We start from the raw sequence: 26909 nt of genomic DNA on the forward strand, positions 1-26909 counted from the left end.
CTACCAATAAACGACCTTTCAATTTTAAACCAAACACCACTACAATTCACATGGAAGAGCAAAGGCTAATCTATCTATATCAGCAACATAAAGCACGGCAACTTAGTTCCGTTGAAGAACAAGAATGGCAGACTGCTTTAGCAGAGGATAGTAATTTACTTTTGCAAACAGTGGGTGCAGATTGGGATCGGTTGAATGCCGATGAATATGTCAAAGTAAATGCGGAAAGCTCAAAAAACACTTTGAAATACATTTTGTCTCAGCCTCAGCTAAAACCGGCAGTCAAATTATGGCCGAAAATTGCGGTAGCAGCAACACTTATTTTTAGTATGGCCAGTGCAGCTTACTTTTACATCGGGCGCCAGTCCATTTTATCAAATAGCGTTGCTTTTGATCAAGTTATAAAACCAGGAAAGAACAGGGCTACTTTAACTTTAGCAGATGGCAAGGAAATTTCTTTGAACGATGCTGCCAATGGAGATCTGATCAAACAAGCTGGATTATCAATTTCAAAAACAGCCGAAGGGCAGTTGGTTTATAACGTTGAAAATGTAGATAATATAACAGATGATTCCAAAATGAATACCATCTCTACACCTAATGGTGGTGAATGGCAAATACGTTTACCAGATGGCTCAACAGTCTGGTTAAATGCAGCATCTTCTTTAGTGTATCCCCTGAATATTGGTGTAGCTAAAACCCGTAAGGTAAAGTTAAGGGGTGAAGCCTATTTTGAAGTAGCGAAGAATGCTGCGCATCCTTTTATTGTAGAAACGGAAAAACAAATGCTTGAAGTTTTAGGGACACATTTTAATGTAAATAGTTATGCAGACGAACAAATCACCAGAACAACTTTGTTAGAGGGAAGTATTCGTGTTGCCGATGCTAAGAACTTATCTGCAACCGAAGTTTTGAAGCCCGGTGAACAGGCCGTTTTGTCTGCCAATGGAATCAAAGTAAGTACTGTAGATACGGATGAATCTGTTGCATGGAAAAATGGGTATTTTAAGTTCAACAATGAAAAGCAGGAAAGTATCATGCGTAAAATTTCCAGATGGTATAATATTCAGGTTGAATATGCTGATCAGGAAGCTAAAAACGTGGTGTATTACGGTACCATGAGCAGGTTTGAAAAAATCTCTCAGGTATTGCAAAAGTTTGAACAAACAGGAGAAGTAAGCTTCGATCTTAAAGGCAACAAGCTGATCGTTTATAAAGAATAAATTACAATAACTAACCTTTGTCTTTCAAAAGAAAACATAAACAATTTTAACTTAAACCAAACCGACTATGACCAAACTTCGACAACAAAACTTCTGAGCCAAATGCCAGTAAAATAATAAAGGAGTGCGCTAACACCCCTTTAATTTATCTGTCTGGCTATTCTGGTACACCGGAATCGATTAAAAATCAATTATTTCTTGGGATTAACCGCGACACGCATTTTATGCGCTTAACAAATCTTACGTCTCGCAAAAACAGACTACTAAATGTACAAAATTTATATTACAATTTTATGTGCGTATCGACGCTACATACCTAAATTGCTATTGATGATGAAGTTAATCACGGTCATATTGCTTGCTTCCCTCATGCAGGTGAGTGCAGCTTCATTCGGCCAATTGGTTACATTGAAAGAGAAAAATGTAACATTGGAAAAGATGTTCAACGAAATCAGAAAACAATCTGGTTATGATGTTTTATTGTCTACCAACAAAATTAAAAGCACCATGACATTTCATGCGAATTTTAAGAATTCGACCATTGAACAAGTCATGGATCAAATTCTTTACGGTAAGGACTTGACTTACATTATTGGCGATAAAACTATTGTCATTAAACCGATGGAAAAATCGATTTTCGATAAAGTAGTCGCCTATTTTGCTGTGGTAAAGGTTTCTGGTAAAGTCAGAGATAAAAATGGCGAAGTTTTACCAGGGGTAAGTGTACGCGAAAAAGGTGAGCTCAAAGCAGTTTCCACAAGTGCAACAGGAGAGTATTCCATCTCGGTAAAAGAAGGGGCAACATTGGTTTTTAGTTATATTGGCTTTAAGACACTGGAAGTTGAAGTCGGATCTAAAAGTGTGCTGAATGTCACCTTAGAAGAGGATGCAGCCCAGTTGAAAGAAGTAAATGTGGTTTCTACCGGTTACCAGCAACTGGACAGAAAACTATTCACCGGTGCCAATACGGTTGTAAAAGCTGAAGATGCACAGCGTAACGGTGTGCCAGATATCAGCCGTATGTTAGAGGGTCAGGTAGCAGGGGTTTCGGTTCAGAACGTTTCTGGTACTTTTGGTGCGGCTCCTAAAATCCGTGTTCGTGGTGCAACGTCCATCACAGGTGATAACAAGCCGCTTTGGGTTGTGGATGGAATCATCTTAGAAGATGTGGTCAACATCTCCAATGACGCTTTGTCTACAGGTGATGCGAATACCCTGATCGGATCATCTGTCGCTGGTTTAAACCCTGATGATATTGAATCTTTTAACATTTTAAAGGATGCTGCAGCTACAGCAATGTATGGTGCAAGGGCAATGAACGGCGTAATTGTCGTGACTACTAAAAAAGGAAGACAATCTGGTGGAACACCTAAAATCAATTATTCGGGTAATTTTACTACCTATTTAAAGCCAAATTATGACGGCTTTGATGTTTTGAATTCTGCTGACCAGATGTCGGTCATGATGGAAATGTACAGCAAAGGCTATTTCCAGCATACCACAGCCTCAAGAGGCGCAAACGGGGGGCCATTTTTTAAGATGTATAATGCGTTATATGATTATAACCCGGCAACAGATACCTATGCGTTAAAAAATACAGGTACAGATCGGGCGCAGTTTTTAAACAGATATGCCAATGCCAATACGGATTGGTTTGATGTTTTGTTTAAAAATTCATTGATGCAGGAACATTCTGTGAGTATGTCTTCCGGAACCGAGAAATTTCAAACCTATGCCTCCACCTCATATCTGCATGATAGCGGTCAGACCATTGGAAATAACGTAGATCGTTTCACAGGCAATTTTAGAGCAAACTTTAAAATGAGCCCTAAGTTTAGCGGTGAATTTATTGTCAATGGGTCGGTGAGGGATCAACGTGCCCCAGGTACCTTAACCCGTAACTCCGATCCAGTGTATGGCACATTTTCGAGGGACTTTGACATCAATCCATATTCCTATGCCTTAAATACCAGCAGGGCAATGACGGTTTATAATGAAGATGGAAGTCTGGAATTCTTTAACAGAAATTATGCACCATTTAATATCTTAAATGAATTAGAAAATAACTATTTAAAATTAGGTCAGATAGATTTTAAAGTGCAGGGAGGAATTAAGTATAAAATTATTCCAAATTTGACTTATTCTATTGATGGAGCTTATCGTTTTGCGAAAACCGAGCGTCAGGCATACATTTTAGAAAATTCTAACATGGCACTGGCTTTCCGTGCAGCGAAAGATGCGACTACGGTTGGTGACAATCCTTTTTTATATACGAACCCAGATGATTTAACCAAACAACCTGTTGTGATCCTGCCTGAAGGTGGTTTTTATAATGTGACTTATGATAATTTGAAAAATTATTATTTCAGACAGAACTTAGAATTTGATCACACTTTCAATACCAATCACCGGCTGAACGTTTTTGGTTCCATGGAAGTACGGTACACAGACCGTCAGACCTCTAACTTTGATGGTGCCGGGTATCAATATGACAATGGCGGTATTGTGAATGCCAATTACCTTTATTTCAAAAAAGCACAAGAATCAGCTGCCCCATATTTTGGTATGGGAACAGGAGCAGACCGCTTTACGGCCTTCGCCTTAAGAGCGGCATACTCTTATAAAGATAAGTATAGCTTTAATGCCACAACCCGTTATGATGGTTCAAATTTAATGGGTAAAAGCCGAACGGCCAGATGGTTGCCAACCTGGAACGTTTCCGGTGCCTGGAATATTGATCAGGAGGAATTTTGGCCTAAAAATGACATCATATCCTCTGCACGGATCAGAGGGACCTATGGTTTAGTTGCCAATATTGGAAATGCCAAAAATTCAGCTGCTGTTTACTACAACCAATTGTCAAGAAGACCATATGAGACTGAAAAAGAAACGCTGACTTATATTTCCAGCTTAGCCAATTCAGAATTAACATGGGAAAAGCTGAAAGAAGCGAACTTAGGTTTTGATTTAACATTCTTGAAGGACAGAATGAATTTTACAGCCGATTTGTACACCCGGAATATTTTCGATCTGATTGGTACCATCAATACTTCAGGTATTGGAGGGCAATATGCAAAAACAGCAAACTATGGTAAAATGAAGGCTGAAGGATTAGAGTTAACACTTGGAGGGGTACCTGTTCAACAAGGCGATTTCAAGTGGAGAACATCTGTGAACATGGCTTTTAACAGAAATAAAATTACCGAATTACAAAATAAACCAAGAATCCTGGATTTAGTGAGTGATGTAGGTGGATCGATTTTGGGGCGTCCTAGAGGTGGCTTGTATTCTCTTCAATTCGCAGGTTTAGATCATGATTATGGATTTCCGTATTTTATTGATAATAATGGGGTTAAAAGCCCTTACGTGGATTTGCAAAGCACCACTATTGATTACCTAAAATACGAAGGGCCAACAGACCCAACTTTTACTGGTGGTTATTACAATCAATTTAAATATAAGAACTTCAGTCTGTCTGCATTGTTCACTTTTGCTGCTGGCAACGTAGTTCGTTTGGCTCCAGAATTTTCTTCCAGTTACCCGGATATTTATTCGATGACTAAATCTATGGTTAATCGTTGGATGCAGCCTGGAGATGAGGCGTTTACCTCAGTTCCATCGATCATGGATCCGGTTACTGCTAGTAAAGTGATTACGAACGTTTCAGGCACTGTAATTTCACCTGATTATGCCTATAATAGATACAATTACTCTACAGAAAGAGTTGCAAAAGGTGATTTTATCCGGTTTAAGCAAATATCATTTACTTATGATTTGCCTAAAACCTTTACCTCGAAATTAAATATGTCTAATGCTTCGGTTTCTTTTGTAGGCAATAACATCGCTTTATTGTATTCTGATAAAAGATTAAATGGTGCTGATCCAGAATTTTTTGGTAATGGTGGTGTAGCCTTACCAATACCGAAACAATACACCATCTCATTAAAGGTTGGATTTTAAATAAAACGATTATGAAATTTGATAAAATAATATATTTTGTATTTGGATCTGCGCTCTTACTCGTAACTCCATCTTGTAATAAGTATTTAGATACCAATCCGGATAACAGAACTGAAATTAATTCAGTAGCTAAAGTGGCCCAATTGGTGGGTACGGCTTATCCTGCCTATGATTATTTAACCTTTACTGAAGGTGCCTCTGATAATGCAGAGGATAAAGGGCCTGGAATAGGTACCGTTACAGATATCACCAGCAGGCCTTATTTTTGGCAAGATGTAGCCGGGTCTTCTACCAGTACAGCAGTCAATTACTGGAACGGTTGTTACCGGGGTATCGCTGCGGCCAATCAGGCGCTTGATGCGATTAAACAAAATAATTTTGGAACAGCTGCTTTACCTTATAAGGGAGAGGCGCTTGTAGCAAGAGCCTATGCGCATTTTATGCTGGTTACTTTGTTCTCTAAAGCTTATGTTATTGGCGGTCCAAATGATGCGCCAGGCATTCCTTATGTAACTGAACCTGAAACGCAAGTGATTAAACAGTACGATAGAGGTACCATAAAATCGGTATATGAGCAGGTAGAAAAGGACCTGACAGAAGGTTTGGCCTTATTGTCTCCATCTGCGTATACGGTTCCAAAATTTCACTTTACCCCGGCTGCTGCACATGCATTTGCCGCGCGTTTTTATTTATTTAAAGGCGATTGGCAAAAGGTGATTGACCATACATCGGCCATCTCTACCGAAGATTTTGCTACGATCATCAGACCGATCAACAGTACTTTAGATGCCATGGCTTATGCTGATTATAAAGTTGCCTTGACTAAAGACGATAAAAAATTCAACTTATTACTGGCGAATCAATACGCCAATTATCAAAGGAATTATCCCAGATATGGCTATGGACAGCAATTGGTTAAAATGTTTGCAGCAGGTTACAACATTACAGGTAAAGCTTATGCATTTAAAATTGCCTATACTACGGTACCGAACTATACAACAGGTAAATATGCAGAGTTTTTCTATGTGACCAATCAGGTAGCTAATACGGGTCAGCCATATATCATGTCGCCATTGTTTACCACCGATGAAGCATTAATGAATCGCGCTGAAGCCTATGCACGCTTAAATCAATTTGACAAGTCCATCAAAGACATCAATACGATGTTGAGTGCAACTGTTAAAAATTACGCGACAAGTGACGCCACCAATTTAGAGAAAATCAAAGCTTTTTATGGCATTACCGATCCACAGGAAGCAGTAATTAAAATGATTTTGGAAACCAAGAAAGCCATCTTTTTACAGGAAGGAATCCGCTGGATGGACATTTTGCGCCACCGAATTACAGTTAAACACAATGTTTTTGATCCAACAGGTAATGAGACCTTTATCGAGCTGGGGCCAGATGACAACAGAAGATTGTTTCAATTACCTGAAGAAGCTGCACTTTCTGGTGTTGCGTTAAACCCACGATAATTAATTAGACAGATTATGAAAAGAAACATATTTAAAATATTTGCTGCACTGACTTTTGTTTTTGTAGTCCAATCTTGTAAAAAAGAGGATTCTGTAAGTATCGATTTAACGAAATACATTGACAGTCCTTACTCAAATTCTGATCTTGATATCTGGTTAAGAGCTAATTTCCTGGACACTTACAATATTGATGTAATTTATCGCTATAGCGATTATTATAAAGATTATGATAAAAATGTGAGTCCGGTTGATCTGAACAAAGTAAGGCCACAGATGCAAATGGTATTGGAAGGCTTTGTTGCACCCTATAAGAAAATTGCGGGTACCACATTCGTCAAAGAAAAACTACCTAAAGAATGGGTGCTTTACGGTTCTGGTGCTTATAATACTGATGGATCAATGATCCTGGCCACAGCTGGTGCAGGTAGAAGAGTAACGATTTATACACTGAATAACTTTGATATCAATGATCCTAACCTGGTTATACCCAAGTTAAAAACCATTCACCATGAGTTTACGCACATTCTAAATCAGTTGGTTGCCATGCCGACTGATTTTCAGACCATCACCAAAGCCAGCTACAATGCGACCTGGACAACTGTAGCCGATGCTACAGCCAGAGATTTAGGTTATGTAACCTCATATGCAACCAGTCAGCCAGGAGAGGATTTTGCAGAAACCACTTCTACCTTGCTGGTTTTTGGACAGGCTTGGTTTGATGCCCGTGCAAATGCGTCAACAGCAGCTGGTAAGCTTGCATTAAAGGCTAAAGAGGCGAGTGTCGTTCAGTACTTTACTGTTAGTCTTGGCATTGATTTCAGGGCTTTACAGCGCGAAGTACAGCAGGTGGTTAGACAAACTTATAAATATCCTGCAGCTTCGTTCCCGTATTGGGTTGGCCAGAATTTGTTTAAAACAATGACTACAAATTTAGAGGATCCGATTTATACCACCAATGCGATCTCTACAGATTATGCTACAGCTTATAATAATTTTAAAGCGACGGTATTGGCTGCGAATACAACAGCAAAATATCACATGGACAATGTTCAGTTGCGGTTTGAATCTACAACTGCATTAACGGTTAGGGTGCCATTTACCGCAACAGCGGGTACTGCAGCAGGAACGCAATACAATGCTGATTATACCTTTACCTATACCATCAATGCTGTTACAGGCGCAGTGGTCTTCACTAAGGTTGCCCAGGCAGGTACCACAGGAACTTATGCCAATGCCGCACTATTTACCGCCGGCTTTACCAGTTCTTTACAGGCTTATTTAACAGGTAAGACTTTTATTGCCGATTGGATGCCAGCGACCATTGACAATGCCAATTATAACAGTTTTGGTGGGTTTTATGTAAGCGGCACGCCAACTAATAATTTTTATGGATCACTAGGCCAAACTTTATAGAAATCATGAAAAAGATAGTATATATTTTTATCGCATTCCTGATGGTTTCAGGGTGCAAGAAATCATCCTTTGTGGCTGATTTTGATCAATCGCCCGAAGAGCGGATGTCCGCATCGATTGCTTTGGTCAATAGCACACTAACTTCTGCTGCCAATGGCTGGAATGCCACTTTATCCACCTCAGCAGGTGGAGGTTTTGGATTTTACATGAACTTTGACAATCAGCAAAATGTAAGTATGTACGCTGATTTAACAGATGATGCCTCAATTAAGAGTGTCAATTCAACTTACCGGGTAAAAACAGGTTTAGGAGCCGATTTAATTTTCGACACCTACAATTACATTTCGATGCTGGCCGATCCTACCTCAACTGTTTTTGGTGGAACACAGCCGACCGGATTTAAAAGCGATGTAGAGTTTACCTACGTCAGATCATCTGCGGATAGTCTTGTTTTCATCGGGAAACAATATCGGCAGCTGTTAAAAATGGTTAAAGCTACTGCCGAACAAAAAGCTGTATATACTGCTGGTGGTTATAAAACTGCCATCAACAAAGTGAAAAACTATTTTACCGCGGTGAAATTTCCCTACATCGAAGTAACTTCGGGTACTTCACTGTTAAAAGTAGGGTTTAGCTTAAATGGAACCAGTACTTTAGGATCAGGAAAAAGAGCTACCTTAACCGGTCTGCTGGAAGATGGGGTTACGCCTGCATCTGGTACCGGTAAGTTTGCCTTTACTTTAAATGGAGCCGATTTTGTAGGTAGTCCTTTTGTTTATCAGGGTATTACATTTGTGCGTTTGGCCTGGAAAGATGCCAGTACCTTAGCGCTTTATGATGTTGCAGGCAAAGAATATGTGCTTAAATCAAGCCCAACTCCATTAACCCCGCTTAATTTATTGTTTGGTTTCCCTTCTACGTTTACCTACAGGAAAATTACCATACCAGGTACAGGTTTGCCAACTGGTGTCACTTCAGGTTTCACTGCCGTGTATAATGCGATGTTAAATAATATTATCGCTTCAAAAAGGGTAGTCAATTATACCACCATTACGTTAACCAGTAATTCATCATTACAGGTGTATGTTTCTTACAATTCTGGAACATCACTATTTAATGCGACTGCAGATTATACGTATACCAGGACTGGGGATGTGATTACCTTAGGTACTTCACCAGTTTACAGCAACAACTGGACAACCAGGGCTGCAGAACTTTTACCTTTGACCAATTATATGTTAACGGGTCCGTTCAAGATCGATTGGGTAACCAGCACAGCAGTGAGCACTGAAGTACTGGGTGGTTTATATAGAACCGCAGATGCTACCTCATTTATATACGGAGTTTTATAATGTCAAAGAAATAGATTTATGCAAATGATAAGATACAATAGGAGCCAGTTCAAAGGCTCCTATTTTACAGGTTTATTGTGGCTGGTATTGGGCCTCATCATGTTATTTGGTTCTCCTGAGTTGACCTGGAGACATGTTCTCTGTCTTGTTGTAGGATCAGTTTATGCTTTGCTTCTCCTCTTTGACAGGGAGAAAAACTATATCCTTATCGATGAAGATAAAATTGTTGTAAAGCGTTTTTTTAATAAAAAAATTAAAATAAATCAGATTAAAGACATTTCATATGAAACTGATTTTATAATCATAAGTACAAATCGAAAACAAGTTAAAATCATTTTGAATTTAATTCACCCAAAGGATTTAGGTATGGCAATACCATTAAACTATTAATAAACCATTAAAAAAAAACAAAAAAATTAAGAAAAAATTAAGAAATTAATCAATCTCACGCTCTTGTTTTCCTTGATAATTATTAATGGCTGTAAAAGAGAACAGATCATTAGCGAGAAATCATCTTTAAGCCGTAACGACTTAACAGTTATCGATAATACAAAAATTAACATCAGCTCACCAGCTTTATCATTAGATCTGGAACCATTTAGCGAATTGACTCAAACGCAAATTCAAAATTTAGACGAGATTCAGGCTGCGGATTTGTTACAGCCAGCAGTTGAATCTGGAACTATATTGTACAATGAGTTAATGGCTCAAGTTGTTGGAACACCGGCTTGGAGCGCTCTTACTTACGTGGAAAGAGATTATATACAAAATTTTACTCCACAACAAAAAGCAATGTTAGCCATTTTATATGAGGCCGAAAGCAATGTTGCTTCCGCTAGCAGTAATTCAAAATGGGTAAATTGTGCACATTATGTGGATAGTAGTTACACTACATTTGTACCTGATGGTTATTATTCTCCTCCCCATATTCAAGCGACTGTCTATAAAATCGTTGAAGGCGTAAGTATCGCGGCATATACGATTGAGCCAATATAAAAATTGATTGCCATACCTAAAAAAAACCGATCCTTAAAGATCGGTTTTTTCATTTTAGGCATCTCATAGTTATCTATCTTTAGTACACCGACATTGCTATGCGTTAAAAAAAACATGCAATAAGCTTTGTGGTGATTTTATATCCTGAATTGTGCTTTTTGTGAATAGAATTCCTTTGTTATAAAATATTATAATATTAAATAGTTTTACTATTTTTGAGGTATACTTTAAAAATAGTAATGAATTTCTATAGCCGTAATATATATGCTGCATTGTCACAACATCTAAATACCAAGCAAATTACCGTGCTGACAGGGATGAGACGAACAGGTAAAACAACACTGGTAAAGCAGTTAATGCAAGATACTGTCATTACACAGAAATACTATTTTGACCTGGAACGCATGGATAATCGTACACTGTTTTCAGAGCCAAATTACGAAACTATCATTTACGCGCTTACGCAACAGGGCGCAAATTTTAAAGAAAAAGTATTGATAGCCATTGACGAAATTCAACTGGTGCCCAATTTACCGAGCGTACTAAAATATCTTTATGATACTTATGATATCAAGTTCATTGTGACAGGCTCAAGTGCATACTACATGAAGAACATGTTCTCTGAGTCTTTAGCGGGACGGAAAAAGCTCTTTGAAGTATATCCGCTTAGCTTCAATGAATTGCTTTCTTTTAATGGTATAATAATCGCTCCGCTTCCACTGGAAAAGCAAGGGCTATTTGTCAAGTCAGAATACGAGCGTTTAAAGAATTACTATGAGACCTATATCAACTACGGGGGCTTCCCTGAGGTAGTTTTGGCAACTTCAATTGCAGAAAAAAGTGATATGATTCAGGATATCATCAGTTCTTATATCAATTTTGATATTGCTTTACTCTCGGATATCCGTAATCCAGCCAATCTTTATAAATTGATGAGGTTGTTAGCGGTGCGCATTGGAACTAAACTAGATGTCTCCAAGTTGACCAGCCTGACTGGAATATCCAGGCCAACTGTAGAAAATTATTTGGATTTGCTAGAGCAAAGCTATTTGATTAGGACGATTCCTGTGCTATCCAAGAGTCCGGATAGAGAAATCACAAAAGCAAGAAAAATTTACTTTTTGGATAATGGAATTGCTTCTGCCTCCGCTGAGGCGGGGAGTGGAGCGTTATTTGAGAATGCTGTATTTAACCAATTGTTACATCATGGTGACATTGCCTATTATCAATTAAAAACAGGAAAGGAAATTGATTTTATCCTTAATGGTGAAATTTGCTTTGAGGTGAAAGAGACTGCGACAGAGGCCGACCTGAGAAATTTGAAAGCCATTTCTGGAAATTTAGCTATCGATAAAGGCTATGTAATAGGAAGACATCCAGCGAAATTATTTGACGGGTATATATGGGGCGGATTTATACAACATATATAGATTACGTATTTCGCTCTTGCAGGTATTGGCTCGGGGTCTTACCAAACTCTTTCTTAAATGCTTTGGTAAATAAGACTGGGTTTGAATGCTGTATAAACTCTCCGATCGACAGAAAGTTACGTAAAATTTTTTGGCAATCAGACGGATGTATGGTAATATAAGAAGTCCCTAACCTAAGGCCGATGTTACCTTTTGCTCCAGATCATCCAATTCAAAAGGTTTTGACAGAAAGCCATCTGCACGGGCTTCCCTGGCGAGCCTTTCTATATCACTGTTTGCCGAAAAATAAATCACAGGAATGTGTTTCAAGTGCTCTGATGCCTTAAGGGTATTTGTGGCCACAATACCACCATCGACAGGTATCCAGTTGTCCATCAGAATGACATCCGGATTTATGGAAGCGACTCGCTCTTCTATGTCCCGGCAGTCTGTAAATACAGAAACTTCCCATCCTTTATCTTCAAGCACGAATTGACAGATGGATAAAATATCCTGATCATCATCAAAAATTATAATCTTCTTTGTTTTGTTTGCCATGTTAACTATTCTTCAACGGGATTCTAAACCAGAATTCAGATCCTTTTTGTTCTTCACTTTCTACCCCAATTGTACCACCATGCCGCCTGACGATTTCAGATGAAATGTACAATCCCAATCCCAGCCCGGCAAAAACATAAGATGATTCCTGAACCCTGAAAAACCGGTCAAAAACCATTTCCTTTTTATCTTTTGGGATGCCAATTCCAAAATCTTTTACCGTTACTTTAATGGTATCGCCTTCAACCTGGGTATAAATTTCTACTAGCTTTTCATTTGGAGAGTATTTGATCGCATTGGATAGTAAATTTCCGATCACCTGCTCCAGCCGTAATTTATCAGCGTTAACCAGCACATCGTCTATTTTTTTCAATACAATCTGGTGGCCATCCATTCGCTGTACATCGTCTATGCATTCCAGCAACAGTTCGCTGATGCTGAAATCGGAAAAATTAAATTCCATCTTGCCGGCCTGTATTTTGGTAACATCCAGCAAATCGTCCACAAGGGTGGTCAGTTTGCCTACCTGCCTATTGGCCTTATCTATAAAACCGAATGTCCTGGCATCAGATTCCTCTTTTTGCATCAGTCGCATAGCGATTTGCAAGGACCCCTTTATACTGGTAATCGGGGTTTTTAATTCATGACTGGCGATACTCATAAACTCATCCTTTTTCTGCATGAGGTCTTTTGTAGCCTGCTGAGCCAAAATCAGGTCTGTCACATCAAACCCAAAAAATGCAATCCCGTTAATGGTATTGTCTTCGGCATAGAGTGGTGTGAAAATCACATCGAACCATTTATCTGTATTTGCATTGGTCAATCGATCTACCTTGTGGATATAAACTGCCTTGCCTATATAGGATTGTCCACTTTCCATCACTCCCCGCTCAATTTCTGCAAATTCCGGATTGTAATGTGGTACGTTAAGTTCCTCAATGGATTTGCCAATGTAATCCTTTAGCCCATAAAATGCTTCAAATGCCTGGTTTGCAAATTCAAATACAAGTAATGGCCCTTTGCGGATACTGATTAGTGCAGGGGCATTTTTGAACACGGCAAAAAATTCCTCTTGTTGCTTTTGAACAAGCTCCTGCAATTCCATGAGCCTGGTTATGTCCACAATAGATCCTACCATGCGGTAAGGCATCTGCAAATCATCTAGCAATATGCTGCCCCGATCCAGGATGATGACATATGTTCCATCCGATTTTCTGAATCTGTACTCCGCAGACCATTGTTCGTCTTTATTGTTGATCGCTTCATTTACGCCTTTCTTTACGCGCTCCCGATCATCAGGATGTATGTTTTCAAACCAAAAATCAATATTTGAGGTCTGTCCGTTTAAGCTATATCCAAACATTGTCGAGAAATTCTCACTCCTCCAGATGATATTGTTCACCAGGTTCCAGTCCCAGATGGTATCGTTGGTGGCATGCGACACCTGGTTGAACCTTTCCTCACTTTCCGAGAGTCTGCGTGTCCGTTCGCTCACTTTTCCTTCCAAATCCCGATTCAGTTCCTTTAAATTTTCCCTCGCAGTAATCAGTTCGTTATAATTTTTCCTCAACTTCTGCTCTGCGGCCTTTCTTTCGGTTATATTGGTTAAGGTGGCCACAAACCCATCCGACATTTTAACAACCACCAGGTGAAACCAGTTCAGGTCGGGCAATTGCATTTCTGTTTGCAGAACGTTTTGCTTCTCAACCACGTTAATAAATTTATTGAACAGGCTGCCTTTTGACAATTCGGGCAATTGTTTTTGCAATGAAACATTCGAGAGTTCTTCTGCTTTCTTGTTCAAAAATGCTTTGGCCGCATTGTTGTAAGCTATACACCTGAAGTCAATGATGATATTGTCTGCATTTCGCTCTGCCGAGAAGGCCAGAATCCCGTTGGTACTGGCATTAAATACGCCATTGATCATGTTGTTCAGTTCCGTCACCTGTGAGATATCCACAAAGGTGATCACCACGCCATCTATGGTTTTATCCTTGCGCAGATATGGCATGACCCGCATCAGACTTCTGTTGCCATTTTTGAGTAACACTTCTTTTTCAATAACCGCATGATTCAAAAGGACAGTCCGGATATCTGAAATGAAATTTTCAGATTTGATGTTGTTGGATATTTGTTCGATTGAACGTCCGATATCGGGCTCAATCAAATTCACCATACTTACCGCTGCAGGATTGAATTTACGGATATACAATCTGCTGTCCAAAAAGATCTGACCAATTTCTGCACTTCTAAAATAGTTATCCAGGTCATCGTTCAATTCCACCAGTTCCTTAATTTTCATCTGGTGTTCCGTATTTAGCGTATGCAATTCCTCATTCAGGGATTGCAACTCTTCATTGCTTGACTGTAATTCTTCATTGGAGGAGAGCAGTTCCTCGTTGGTAGACTGCAATTCTTCATTGGTTGTTTCCATTTCCTCCACAGCCATTTGCAGGTTGTTTCTTGTCTCGCTCAGCTCTGCTTCGAGTTCATATATATATTCACTGTGCAATTCGCCCGGAACCTCTGAGAAGGTTAGTCCAGCTTGTTGTGATACTGATTCCATCAAGCTTTCTCCCAATACAATCATGGTGTATTGCATTTCATGACCATGGCCTGGGGGTTGAATGGAGATATTTAGAAATACCTCGTTTTCATCGCTTTTGATTCTGATGCGGTTTAAATGCGTTTTTTTATTTTCCTTCCAGGCTTTCCGCAGAGAAGCATTTAATACAAGGCCCACTTCACGCGGTACCATTTTCAATAAATTCAGTTCAATTTTTTTCTCCGGCAGCGAAAGGAATTTTTTGTAATTGCCGACCACATCTTTGATCATATAGTCCTTGTCTATAAAAATCCCTACGTAACCCAATTCTTCGGTAATGAATGTATTGAAATCTTTCTCGATTGTGGTTAACGGTGGTTCAGAAACCGCAACCTTTTTTTTCTCCTGTGGCTGGGGGATATGGCCCACATTCGTGTAGGTATTGAATGTAGAATAACTGATTTGTCCCGATTTCTGATATAATTTCCATTTGGAATCAAGTTCCGTAAGTCCTTGTTTTAAAGCTACTGCCGTTTCGCTGCTGCCTAATAATAAGTAACCACCTTGTACAAGTGAGAAGTGAAAGGTAGACAATATCTTTTGCTGTAGCAAAGGATTCACATAGATGAGCATATTGCGGCAGGTTACCAAATCATTTTTGATAAAAGGTGGTGATTTGATGACGTCATGCTTTGCAAAAACCAGCTGCTTCCGGATTTGGGGCAATACTCCAAAATATTTACCTTCCTGCAAAAAATATTTTTCGAAAAGCGCTTGCGGTATCTCTTTCGCGCTAGCTAAAGGAAACTGGTTTCTTGAAGCAATTTCTATACTCTTATCATCTATGTCGGTAGCAAAAATCTTTACATCAAGGTCACGACCTGAATTTTGCAGATATTCGTAAACCAATACCGCAATAGAATAAGCCTCTTGTCCGGTGCTACAGGCACATACCCAGATCTTCAAGGTTTCGCCATTGTTCTTACGATCTATCAGGTCGGGCAAAATTTTGCTGGACAGCAGTTCAAAGGCCTGCTCGTCCCTGAAAAATTTGGTTACCCCAATCAGAAAATCCTGCCCAAGAACCCTTACTTCCTCGGGGTCGGTACGCAGCAAGTCCACGTAGGCATGGAGTGTTGTTGTTCCCTTTTCGTTCATCCTTCGTCCTATACGTCTGATGATGGTCGGGGTTTTATATAAATTAAAGTCGTTGCCACTAAACCTATGTACCAGCGTAAAAATCTCGTCAAGCAGCAACTCATCCACTTTTCCATCTTCCAGAATTTTGATCGGTTCTTCATCAATAAAATTGAACAGGTCAATACTCATCAATGAAGGTGCCGTAATGTAGTCTGCATAACCCGATGCAATGGCGCTGTTAGGCATGCCATCAAACTTGGCGGTAGCCGGATCCTGAACCATCACCATGCCACCACTTTCCTTAATGGCCTCTATTCCTTTTGTTCCATCCGTTCCGGTACCCGAAAGGATTACGGCTATGGCTTTGTCTTTTTTATCCTGCGCCAGACTCTGTAAAAAGATATCTATGGCTGTATTGGGTGCCTTAACGATGGATTTATCGGCCAACCTGAGTTTTCCGTGACGCACAGTCATCGTTTTGTTATTTGGGATGATGTAAATGCAATCCTGTTGGATCATCATGTCATTACCTGCTTCAAAAACCTTCATGTGGGTATGTTTTGAAACCAGCTCAACAAGCAGACTTTTATAGTCTGGCGACAGGTGTTGTATAACAATATAGGAAAAGCTGTTGCTGCCAGGCATATTGTCAAAAAATTCATGAATGGCTTCCAATCCCCCGGCAGAAGCGCCAATTGCAACAATATACCTGTCGTTAGGCATTGGTTTCAATGCTCCGTTTGCTGTTCCATTCGCTTTCTTCCCCATCAAATTAAATATATAATTGTTTTGTTCTGAATTCAAAAAGGAAGCTCCGTAAGGTTTCTGCGAGTTCCAATTCCTCGTTTTTCCATGGTTTGGAATGGTTTCGAATCTCCTGTTTCCAGAGCTTAAACGAATTCCTTGGATGGTAATTCTTTCCGTCAGCATCAAACTTGATGGCCTGATCAGGATCTCCGCCCCAGTTGATCGTTTCTACAACCTCCGGTCTCAGGCAAACCAGGTAATCACCTTTGTCGTTGTCAATTGGAATCACCAGAACACCACTGCCGATGTTTGAAAATACACTTGCATCATCGAAATCGGCTGTGAAGTAGCTGGTTGAATGAATTCTTGTGATGTTTTTGCCCTGAAGCCACAGGTGTATGTCCTCAATTGAATTGGATTTCGGCACCTGGCCAATGGTTTCAATATTCCCATTTAAATATATGATCGCACCACCGGCATCAAACATATCTAACACATTGGTGTCGTCCTCCCGGAAAAGCCCGCCAATGATGTCATTTTTTGCATAAATCTGGTCAATCAAAGCGCTGCGGTCAAAATGCATTTGGGCGATGTGTACAGACTTCTTTTGATCAATCAGTATAGATATTCTGTTGGAAATTACGGTTGACAGCCATTCAAAAATCGAACAGATTTCCTGATCCAGGTACAGTTTGGTCATGTGGTGGCAGGAAATCAATCCCCAAAGTTGTTCGTCCTTGATGATCCGGATCGACATAGATGCCATGATTCCCATATTTTTCATATACTCGAGATGTACCCCTGGAACGCCGCGCAAATTGCAGTGCGAGAGATCAATAAAGGAATTTTTAACTGGGTTGAGTATCGGGTATAGGGCAACAGGGATATAATCCCTATTGGGTATAAGTCGGTATGGGTTTTTTAAATACAACTGCCTGGCTTGTTTAGGGATGTCAGAAGCTGGAAATGTCTGTCCCAGATAAGCTTCTAGTCTATGGTCTTTTTCTTCCGCGATCACTGTGCCGTTCCAGTTTTCATCAAATTGATACATCAACACGCCATCGAAACCCGATATCCTACGAAGTTCATGGACGGTAACCTCAGCTACTTCAGCCAGGTTATGGGCATGGTCCAACAGACTTGTAAATTGTTTCACCTCCTGGAACACGTCAAAAAAAGTACGATCTGTTCCCTTGGTATGTTGCTCTATTTCTATGATCACCAGATCATCGACAAAATGTAGTAGACAAAGTACTGATAACTGGACACCATTCTTGTTGATAAATAGTGTTAAATGAACTTTGTCTTTTGGTTTTTTAGCGGCGATGTGTTGTAATTTTTCAAAATCCGGCTTAGAACAAAAATTGGCAAATGGCTTACCGATACAATCTTTCAACTCCAAATTTAACAGTTCTGAGCAGTTTTCGCTCACTTGTATCATTGTAAAGTTCTGCAAATCCAGGACCACAAGATAGCCATGATCCTGTATCCTGTTTATGTGATGGATCGGAATACTTCCGCAAAATTCAGAATCGTAATTTTTTATTTCAGCCATAATCATATTTCTCTACAAAAAAATGTACCAATTAGTTTTATGAGCCGTCAGTTATCAGTAATTTTTTTGCAAAATATGTAAAACGAAGCTTTTTTTAAGTAACAAAAATGCTTTTATGCCAACTGAATTTTTTTTTAAATGCATTGGGAGCCTGCTAAAGAACGATCCTGAGCATAAAGTAGCGGCGACCAAAATAATCGCAGAATGACGATTTGCATGAAATTCAGGGAGATGGCCTGCATAAAAAACATCTGAGATTTGGCTACAATAAACCAGTTATTGACTACATCAATAAGCCATTTAAGGGGGCAATTTTGTATCATTAAATTTCAAGCTATGACAACTGAAAAACAAAATGACAAAGTATGGTTCGTTACCGGGGCATCCAAAGGATTAGGTGCTGATTTGGTTCAGCGATTAATTGGGGAAGGTTACCTGGTAGCTGCAACCTCCAGAAACAAACTAGCGCTCATTAACCTGATTGGTGAGCAGGAGAACTTCCTGCCGCTGATGATGGACGTAACCAGTAATGCTGATGTTAAAAATGCCGTCCAGCAAGCAATTACCAGATTCGGACGAATTGATGTGGTGGTCAATAACGCGGGATACAGCCAGATTGGCGCCATAGAAGAACTAACACCCGAAGAGGTACAGAAAAATTTCGATGTCAATGTATTCGGACCATTACATGTGATCCGCAATGTAGCGCCCCATTTAAGAGCGCAAGGTTCAGGACACATCTTTAATATTGCTTCTATAGGCGGTTTCGTTGGTAATTTTCCAGCCTTCGGAATCTACTGCGCCACCAAATTTGCGATGGCAGGATATACAGAGGCTCTGGCTGTTGAATTAGCGCCCTTCGGAATACATACCACGCTTATTTATCCGGGCTACTTCAGGACTAACTTTTTGGAAAAAGATTCTGCCATGGTCCCTGCTCATCCCATATCGGCCTACGCCAATGTGAGGGAACAAGAAGCACAACATCTGGATGAGATCAATGGCAATCAGCCCAATGATTCCAAAAAGGCCGCTACAGTTTTTATCGCATTAAGCAAACAAGAACAGCCTCCGGTTCATTTCTTTATGGGCCTTGGTGCTTCAGATTTTGTGAAAGCAAAGCTCAGTGTTATTGAACAAGCGCTGATTGATCATGCAGAACTTGCCGAATCAACAGCAATTACGTATTAAAATTTAGTATATTAGATCATGGGTAATACATTTCGCTTTAAGTCGCTTCAAGACCTGCATACTTATTATAATTTACCTCAACCAGAACATCCGCTCATCAGCGTGATTGACTATAGTAAGGTTAGTTATCCCGAAGGCGTGGAGGAACTTAAATGGGTACAGGATTTTTATATCTTCGCCTTAAAGCGAAATGTCCATGCCAAATTCAATTATGGCCAGCAGCCTTATGATTTTAACTCTGGCGTATTGTCGTTTTTTGCACCTCAGCAGTTGTTGCATGTCGAGATCAAAGCCAATGTCAACGTCCGGCAATCTGGATGGTTGCTATTGCTGCATCCGGATTTTCTCTGGAATACGACCCTGGCAAATGAAATTAAAAACTACGATTTCTTCCAGTACAAGGTGAACGAAGCCCTGTTCCTTTCCGAAAAGGAAGAGGTCGTGATTGCCGAGATATTCCATAACATAGAAAAAGAATACCAGTCCAATATGGATCGGTTTAGCCAGTCCTTAATCATCAATCAGTTGGAACACTTGCTGATTCAGGGCGATCGTTTTTACCACCGGCAGTTCCTTACCCGTAAAATTACAAATCACCAGGTATTGCATAAGCTGGAATCCTTGCTGAATGAGCAGTTTTCTGGTAATAAGTTAATTGAAAGTGGATTGCCAAGCGTTCAGTCCGTTGCTGATCAATTGAATATCTCGGCCAATTATCTAAGTACATTATTGAAAATGCTAACCGGGCAAAGTACCCAGCAGTTCATTCACGACAAGCTGATCGAGAAAGCTAAAACAAAACTCTCTACTACCAGTCTGTCTGTTTCCGAGATTGCTTACAGTCTGGGTTTTGAACATTCACAATCATTTAGCAAACTTTTTAAAACTAAAACGAACCAGACGCCTCTGGAATTTCGCGCTTGCTACAATTGAACTGTTCAGCCAAGTTTAATTAGTGGTCGTACAGCTGCTAGGTTTTTCAGCCTGATCCGATAAACAGTATTTTAAATATGCGCTGATTTTGTTTAACTTTAGTTATGTAACTTTAAGGTAGTAATGGTTAAGTTTTATAAGAAGTTGAAATTATTTTTGTAAATTGGCATTTCACTATTTCTACTAATCAATTGGTACCAACTCCAAAAAGCTTGCAAGCGGATCTTAATGCCATTGCAGGTATACCTGTAATCTACGATATCCTGGATTCTATTTGTAAAAGGACAGGGATGGGCTTTGCAGCTGTTGCACGTGTAACTGAAGAGAAATGGATTGCTTGTGCTGTTCTGGACCGCATTTCCTTCGGCCTGGTTCCAGGTGGAGAATTGGAATTGAAAACAACCATTTGCCATGAAATCCGGCTGGATGAAAAAATTGTTGTCATTGATCATGTAGCCGAAGATCCGGTTTATATGCACCATCATACTCCGGCCCAATACGGTTTTCAAAGTTATATCTCAGTACCCATCATTCAAAAGGATGGCCGCTTTTTTGGTACTTTATGTGCGATCGACCCTCATCCGAATCAAGTAAATACTACCGAGGTTATCAATATGTTTAAATTGTATGCAGAACTGATTTCTTTTCACCTGAGTGCTATAGAAAAGATAGATGCTGCGGAAAATAAGTTGAAAGAAGAACAGGACAATGCGGAGCTTCGGGATAATTTTATAGCCATTTTGGGACATGATCTTCGAAATCCACTTGGTGCAATATCCAATAGTGCCCAGCTATTGCTGAGGCTACCTTTAGATGAGCGCGGTAAGAAGCTTGCTAACATCATCAAAGATAGTTCCCTACGGATGAATGGCCTGATCGAAAATGTACTTGATTTTGCCCGTGGAAAACTTGGTGGCGGAATTCAATTGAACATACAAAGTGTTTCAGGTCTTGCTGATTTATTGACACAGGTTACAACCGAGCTACAATCGGTCTGGCCTGGACGTATTATTGACCTAAATTTAGACCTGCAAAGTGTTGTCAACTGCGATCAGGCACGAATAGCCCAGTTGTTTTCAAATTTGCTTGGAAATGCCTTAACACATAGCCCGGATGGTACCCCTGTTTTGGTGGAGGCCACATCGGGCAATGGTGTTTTTCAATTGTCAGTAACCAACGAGGGACCACACATAGATCAGTCAACTTTATCTCGTCTTTTTCAACCATTTTTTAGAAATTCAGTGAATTCATCGAAAAAGGGTTTAGGTCTTGGACTCTATATTGCATCAGAAATTGCAAAGGCACATCATGGTATCCTGAATGCGGAATCCAATGATGGAAAAATCACTTTCAGCCTGATGTTTGATTGCCGTTAATCCGGATACATACAATCAATTGCCTGTCTTAGTCTAATAACGTCCAGGTTTTTCTTGCTTGTACCTGCTGCACCACTTGTTGCTCGGCAACTACAATGTTTTCTTTGCGTTGGCCGATATATTCTAATCCGCCCAATTTATTCCACAAGGCCAGCAATACAGTCATAAATTCGTTAACCATGACCATACTGTTGTTGATTTGTTTATGGTCGTAAACCAGCTCAATGGTTTTTGCCAAAAGCTCTTCAAAATTTCCAGGAGTAACATCTTTCCACTCGTAAAAATATTTAAGCAATTCTTCGCGTTCCCGGGTGTCAATCAGTTTGATGGCAGTGAAAAAAATATGCGCTAAACTGGAGAAATAACCAACCAAAACCACTGGCGATTCGCGGTGTGCAATATTTCTGTATGCATAAAATAAGCCTGAAATATAATCGACAATTTTTTCAGATATGAAACGAATATTCTTACCTATCGGTGTAATGTTATCACGCCCGGCAGTTTTATCAATAATTTTGAAAGCTGCGAGTTGTAAATCGTTCAATAATACACTGAAAGTTTCATAATACCTGATCAATGCCGGGTGACTGGTGATGGTAGAACTTGGCGGGATATAGCTGTGGTTGATAGATAGCCTTCCATTTTCATAGTAAACCTGGCCAATGGTCAAAAAATAACTGTCTGCCGCTTGCGAAGCCAGTTCAGTTTCTGGTAAGACTACAATCGAATAGCTTTTCGCCAGTTCAGGATAGCGGATCGGACTTTCTTCGGGATTTGGCGTACCTGTGGGTGTGCGGTGAAATGGATTAACCACCAATAAAATAAGGTAATTCCGAGGTTCTGATTGGCCAAAATAGTGGTTGTGCACCAACATGTCCATCAGATCAGATTGTTCAATGTCGATGTGACACCCCTCAGGAGTGATGGCATTACAATACCTGACTCTAACCTCGATATGATTGGTCGCCTTTTCAGTAATTTCAATATCATGTGAGCTTTTATAACCAGCAAAAGGTGGCAAAAACCCATAATTGCTATTGTTTAAATGTAGTGATATTGCATTCCGGACAAAATCTTGCAAATAGAGGTCACTTGCAGTAAAATGATCACTGGAAAGCTTCATCCCATTAATCCAGTTGATGGATTTATATTTTAACGGTTTTATCATGGCAGACGTTTTTTAAGGTAGATTAGATAAATATAGCACTTTCTCCAACCTCATCAGATTTATTTACGTTTTCTGATACCCGTTTGGCATAGATGGTCATTTTCTCGGTAATGCCATTTTCTATGATGTCAAGATCGGGATCTATAAAAATATTGCGTTTAAAAAAAGAGGTTTTAATGAAGAAAATCCACTTGTAATTCTCCTGATCATCGCTTTTAAAGGCGATTGGGTTATTGGTAAATTTCAGATTATAATCGTCAATAAACTTATGAAACCAAATGCCAAAGTTCATATTTTCCAGGGCCTTAACTTTTACCTTAAGTGGTTCCGGATCGCTGCTTTTTCTATACAACTCCAACTCAAGCACCAAAAGTTTGTTGAAGTCGACATGATCCATATTGATGTCAAGCGGCATATCCGGATACTTCCAGATCTTATAGATTTCTGAAGGAATGCCAAGAAGCGACACATAGGCCCACCAAAAAATAAGCGGTACAAAGAAACAGGTGATACTGCCTGCGCCAAACCAGCCAAAGTTTACCGAACTTAACCAGTTAAAAGCCAGTTGGAAGAGGTAGACTGATAAAAGTGCTGAAATTAAGGTGGCGAAAAAGATAAAGACTTTACGCTCTAACAATTCTTTTGGATAATATTTCGTCAGCAAATAAGTGAATACAGTGCCCATTAACAGGTAGAAAATACAGCAGATGATGTAGCCCCAGGGCATAAAATTAAAATTGAGAAAGCCCAGGAAGCCTGGGATTGCTAAAATAATGCCGATCAGCAGAACACTTACAATAAGTCTCTTGTTATTAATAAACTGGTTTTTCTTGTTGATGATAGAAAGTACTGCCGTTGAGACCAAGACGATCAGCGGAAATAGGAGAAAGCGAATGAAAAATGATTTGACGTCCATTAATTTTTATAGGTGTGATGTGAGGTTGTGCAAATATAGTATCTTTAATATTTGATTATAATCGATATTTTTTTCAATATTTTTAAATTTAATACATAACAAAAATGCAACCTTAAAGTTTAGATGAAAAAAGAAACTTTGATTAATAACGAACTCTTTACAGATTATAAGGCTGTAGCTCATGTCGCCGATTTGATCGAGCGCGATGTGGTTGAAGCAGATCGCATCGAAATCGTTCCCCTTGGTCCGGATAAACGCGCTTTTGCAAAAGATATAGAAAGTGCACATGTGTATCATTCTGAAAAGAGAAGGCAGGACCGTATCCGCATACATACCAATAGAGAAGGGCTGTATGATATGCTGCCCGAAGGACTTTTCCACAGGCCACCTACAGGTAGCGCAGGGATGGATGAAGAGTCTATGATTAAGGACATCAGAGATCGGAGAGAAGAAGAGCGGCAAGCCCGGTTATTTTTCACCCCGTTTGATGTCGAAATTAATCATGTCAGGATCATGACCGAGTTGTATGAAAATATGCTCGATAAAAAAACAACCTATACCGATCTAAGCAAGATATTCGAACCCGGATGGGAAGAATTTAAGTTGTTAAGTAAAGAACAAAGTATCATTTGGATGCATTTACTCCCGGAAATTCAGCAGAAAAGGAACGATGTCGATTTTTTAGCAAAGGTTCTTACGGCATTATTTAGCTTGCCTGTCACCATATCAGCCGGTATAGCCAACCTTTCCCCAGTAAAAATCGCAGATGACCTGCAGATGCATTTGGGTTCCAGTTCCCTGGGGATCGATACCATCATTGGAGATCGTTTTATTCCTGAGGATGAATTGTTTAACATTCAAATCGGGCCCACCTCCCCCAAAGAACTGGTAAGTTTTATTCCAGGACACAAGGACAGGGCCATATTGGACATGGCCATCAGTTACTTAATACCTGTTGACGCTGAGGTTAACGTGACCTTACTTACAGCTTCCGAATTTCAGGAAACCCTATTGAGCGCAGATGGAGAAAATGCCTATTTGGGTTACACGGTTTATATTTAAACAGTCGTTTTATAAACAGGTGTCTTTAATAGCATACGGTAATGGATATGCATCGTACTTCTTAATTTTAATTTAGCCAGAGTAAGACTCAATAGCTCTTCCCAATCTTGTGCGTCAAGTCTAAGATTTTCTGCAGGCTCAATAATGATATCTGTAGTTTTAATAAAGCCAGCATTTGGATTGTGGTCCAGGATCAGACCTTTGGCTATGATGATGTCTTTGAGTTTGTCGCCCAATTCATAGCGGCAAAAATTAATGACATCTGCTTTGGTAATAATCCGATCGGCAGTAGTTAGCCCATATTTATAAGCCTGAACCCTGTTGGATGCGTTTAATCGGGACCGGCCACCTTTTGTCTGGCTTAGTAAGGAAATACTTTCAGCATGGACTCTGTTATTTTCATATATTACCAACCGGCTACCTGCATTAATACGGTTGGCCTCTTCGGCTTGCGTAATCCAGATGTCCAGAAATAAAATATTTGCATCATCAATCGGCTTCAATACAATATAACTGGGTAACTCCTTGATCCCAGTAAGTGCCGAATGGCTTTTTTGTTCGATCAGGGCAATGTTCTGTTCTAAGTTTTTTAGTGTAGTGCTTAAAAAGTCCTGTCCATAGGCAGAAAATGCTGCTTTCTCATCTCTTAACAGTTCAAAAAGATAATCAACCAATTCTTTAGCATTTCTGTTGTCAAAGCGTTCTGTACCACCATATCTGATCGAAAAGGACCCATCGCCATTTTCATTCTCGTTGGTGTATGGGATTTCATGATAACTGTTTCCCTTATTGTCTTTCAGGTTTTCTACCGTAAGCATCTGATCCCATGCTTCAGTCTTAATCGGAATGATGTTATTCATGGTTTTGAGCCGGTGTTTGATCTGGCTCAATTTTTTATTCACTACGGGAAATGCATTCATGTAAATGTGAAGTTCGTTCAGCATTTCCTGGTTTATGGCTGCCGGAAAAATCACCTTAAGCCATTTTATTTTTTCATCAATCTGGCTTAAACTGGCCGGCTGAAAAATTTGCTCAAAAACAGCCGGTAATTCTTTACGCTCATCAATGTTAAAATCATTCAGGTCACCCAGGGTGATGAAGCGATTGCTGTAAAACTGTAATACGTCGGCCTTGATCAGGTTAAGCAATTGTTTGTGATGAAATGGGGCCTGCACCTTACCAGTTACCGGGTCGTCCATAAATCTATCCGTATAAGCTCTGAGTTCATTGTCCTTATAAAACCATTTTCCCAAGGATAACAAATCATAAGTGTCTCCTGGCACTGAATAGTTTTTCCAATCGAAAAATAAGTTCAGCTTATTAAAATCCATCCAGTTTTTTATACCACTAAAACCAATATAAATGGTGTTTTTCTCTATCGAAAAGCCAGGTAAAGTATTTAAAATGGGTTGTTTACTAAGTTGTTCTACATTAAAAAGGGTATTTCCGCTCGCAATGTATTTTACAGCTGCATTTTGAACTTTTACGGTATGCAAAGGGCTAAAAAAGATATCGGTTTTCTTAAACTGATCGTTTTCCTCCAGAATATTTTTCCTAAAAGCAAACTGGGTATATGGCGACAGGTAATCTTCTTCCTCTATAGGCCTGGCATGGATAATGGCATGTGCAGGTAAAGGTGAAGTTAAATGATCGGGTGCTAAAATACGGCTGATTTTATCGAAGATTCTATTTTCAAGATTTTTAACATCGTTGGACACATTGAAAAGCTCATTGCTTAAGGCCTCAATAATCAGCTTGACAAGTGGATCAAAATCGTTACTATCTTTTATATTCCAAAAATCTTGAGCATTTTTTAAAATTCTATTCCGGATTTCATCTTTTGATGAATAAAAAAGTGGCTTCATATATAGGATAATTAAGGCGCTTCAG

18 protein-coding genes are annotated in these 26909 nt (G+C 39.6%); 12 read left to right on the forward strand and 6 right to left on the reverse strand.

All coding sequences use genetic code 11. The annotated features are described in order from the left end of the window. The first annotated feature begins 50 nt into the window (after positions 1 to 50). The 8 genes from IM797_RS08700 to IM797_RS08735 all read left to right on the forward strand — a co-directional run bounded on the left by IM797_RS08700 (position 51) and on the right by IM797_RS08735 (position 11849). Positions 51 to 1223 carry a FecR family protein gene (locus tag IM797_RS08700; RefSeq protein WP_194126732.1) on the forward strand — a complete coding sequence of 391 codons (1173 nt, stop codon included), beginning with the start codon at positions 51 to 53 and terminating at the stop codon, positions 1221 to 1223. 330 nt (positions 1224 to 1553) lie between these two features. Next, positions 1554 to 5183 (forward strand): SusC/RagA family TonB-linked outer membrane protein, encoded by a 3630-nt coding sequence (locus IM797_RS08705; RefSeq protein WP_194126733.1) that lies wholly within the window; start codon positions 1554 to 1556, stop codon positions 5181 to 5183. An 11-nt stretch (positions 5184 to 5194) separates the two neighbouring features. Next, positions 5195 to 6658 carry a RagB/SusD family nutrient uptake outer membrane protein gene (locus IM797_RS08710; protein ID WP_194126734.1) on the forward strand — a complete coding sequence of 488 codons (1464 nt, stop codon included), beginning with the start codon at positions 5195 to 5197 and terminating at the stop codon, positions 6656 to 6658. A 15-nt stretch (positions 6659 to 6673) separates the two neighbouring features. After that, positions 6674 to 8071, forward strand: a complete 1398-nt coding sequence (locus tag IM797_RS08715) for a substrate import-associated zinc metallohydrolase lipoprotein (protein ID WP_194126735.1) — start codon at positions 6674 to 6676, stop codon at positions 8069 to 8071. A gap of 5 nt (positions 8072 to 8076) precedes the next feature. Further along, complete coding sequence (locus tag IM797_RS08720) at positions 8077 to 9423, forward strand: DUF4302 domain-containing protein (protein WP_194126736.1); 1347 nt, start codon at positions 8077 to 8079, stop codon at positions 9421 to 9423. Between the two features lie 18 nt (positions 9424 to 9441). Continuing rightward, the gene (locus IM797_RS08725) at positions 9442 to 9813 is read left to right on the forward strand and encodes a hypothetical protein (protein WP_194126737.1); all 372 of its coding nucleotides are present in this window, start codon (positions 9442 to 9444) and stop codon (positions 9811 to 9813) included. A gap of 63 nt (positions 9814 to 9876) precedes the next feature. Further along, positions 9877 to 10419, forward strand: coding sequence for a hypothetical protein (locus IM797_RS08730; RefSeq protein WP_194126738.1), 543 nt, complete (start codon positions 9877 to 9879; stop codon positions 10417 to 10419). 239 nt (positions 10420 to 10658) lie between these two features. Beyond that, on the forward strand, positions 10659 to 11849 hold the full coding sequence (locus IM797_RS08735) for an ATP-binding protein (RefSeq protein WP_194126739.1): 1191 nt from the start codon (positions 10659 to 10661) through the stop codon (positions 11847 to 11849). A 168-nt stretch (positions 11850 to 12017) separates the two neighbouring features. On the opposite strand, the gene IM797_RS08740 is transcribed toward IM797_RS08735, so the two are convergent. From IM797_RS08740 to IM797_RS08750, 3 genes are read right to left on the reverse strand one after another with little or no spacing between them, the layout of a single operon-like run. Then, positions 12018 to 12386, reverse strand: coding sequence for a response regulator (locus IM797_RS08740; protein WP_194126740.1), 369 nt, complete (start codon positions 12384 to 12386; stop codon positions 12018 to 12020). A 1-nt stretch (position 12387) separates the two neighbouring features. Continuing rightward, a complete protein-coding gene (locus tag IM797_RS08745; protein WP_228098772.1) occupies positions 12388 to 16839 on the reverse strand; it encodes a chemotaxis protein CheB in 4452 nt (1483 codons plus the stop codon). A gap of 4 nt (positions 16840 to 16843) precedes the next feature. Then, entirely contained in the window at positions 16844 to 18373 is a 1530-nt protein-coding gene (locus IM797_RS08750) for a GAF domain-containing protein (RefSeq protein WP_194126741.1), read from the reverse strand. A 336-nt stretch (positions 18374 to 18709) separates the two neighbouring features. On the opposite strand from IM797_RS08750, the gene IM797_RS08755 reads away from it, so the two are divergent. The 3 genes from IM797_RS08755 (at position 18710) to IM797_RS08765 (ending at position 21873) form a co-directional block, all read left to right on the forward strand. Then, positions 18710 to 19564: an SDR family oxidoreductase gene (locus IM797_RS08755; protein ID WP_194126742.1), complete on the forward strand. Its 855-nt coding sequence runs from the start codon at positions 18710 to 18712 to the stop codon at positions 19562 to 19564. A gap of 18 nt (positions 19565 to 19582) precedes the next feature. Further along, on the forward strand, positions 19583 to 20497 hold the full coding sequence (locus IM797_RS08760) for an AraC family transcriptional regulator (RefSeq protein WP_194126743.1): 915 nt from the start codon (positions 19583 to 19585) through the stop codon (positions 20495 to 20497). Positions 20498 to 20709: 212 nt separating this feature from the next. After that, the gene (locus IM797_RS08765) at positions 20710 to 21873 is read left to right on the forward strand and encodes a GAF domain-containing sensor histidine kinase (protein WP_228098773.1); all 1164 of its coding nucleotides are present in this window, start codon (positions 20710 to 20712) and stop codon (positions 21871 to 21873) included. Between the two features lie 28 nt (positions 21874 to 21901). Here IM797_RS08765 and IM797_RS08770 read toward each other — a convergent pair whose 3' ends face one another. Both IM797_RS08770 and IM797_RS08775 read right to left on the reverse strand, forming a co-directional pair. Then, on the reverse strand, positions 21902 to 23041 hold the full coding sequence (locus IM797_RS08770) for a hypothetical protein (protein ID WP_194126744.1): 1140 nt from the start codon (positions 23039 to 23041) through the stop codon (positions 21902 to 21904). A 22-nt stretch (positions 23042 to 23063) separates the two neighbouring features. Continuing rightward, positions 23064 to 23957, reverse strand: a complete 894-nt coding sequence (locus IM797_RS08775; RefSeq protein ID WP_194126745.1) for a TssN family type VI secretion system protein — start codon at positions 23955 to 23957, stop codon at positions 23064 to 23066. A 123-nt stretch (positions 23958 to 24080) separates the two neighbouring features. On the opposite strand from IM797_RS08775, the gene IM797_RS08780 reads away from it, so the two are divergent. Next, entirely contained in the window at positions 24081 to 25019 is a 939-nt protein-coding gene (locus IM797_RS08780) for a type VI secretion system baseplate subunit TssG (protein WP_194126746.1), read from the forward strand. On the opposite strand, the gene IM797_RS08785 is transcribed toward IM797_RS08780, so the two are convergent. Further along, positions 25016 to 26884 (reverse strand): type VI secretion system baseplate subunit TssF, encoded by a 1869-nt coding sequence (locus IM797_RS08785; protein WP_194126747.1) that lies wholly within the window; start codon positions 26882 to 26884, stop codon positions 25016 to 25018. The genes IM797_RS08780 and IM797_RS08785 overlap by 4 nt on opposite strands. Positions 26885 to 26909: the final 25 nt, after the last annotated feature.

This window comes from Pedobacter sp. MC2016-24 (assembly GCF_015223055.1).
Classification (GTDB): Bacteria; Bacteroidota; Bacteroidia; order Sphingobacteriales; family Sphingobacteriaceae; genus Pedobacter.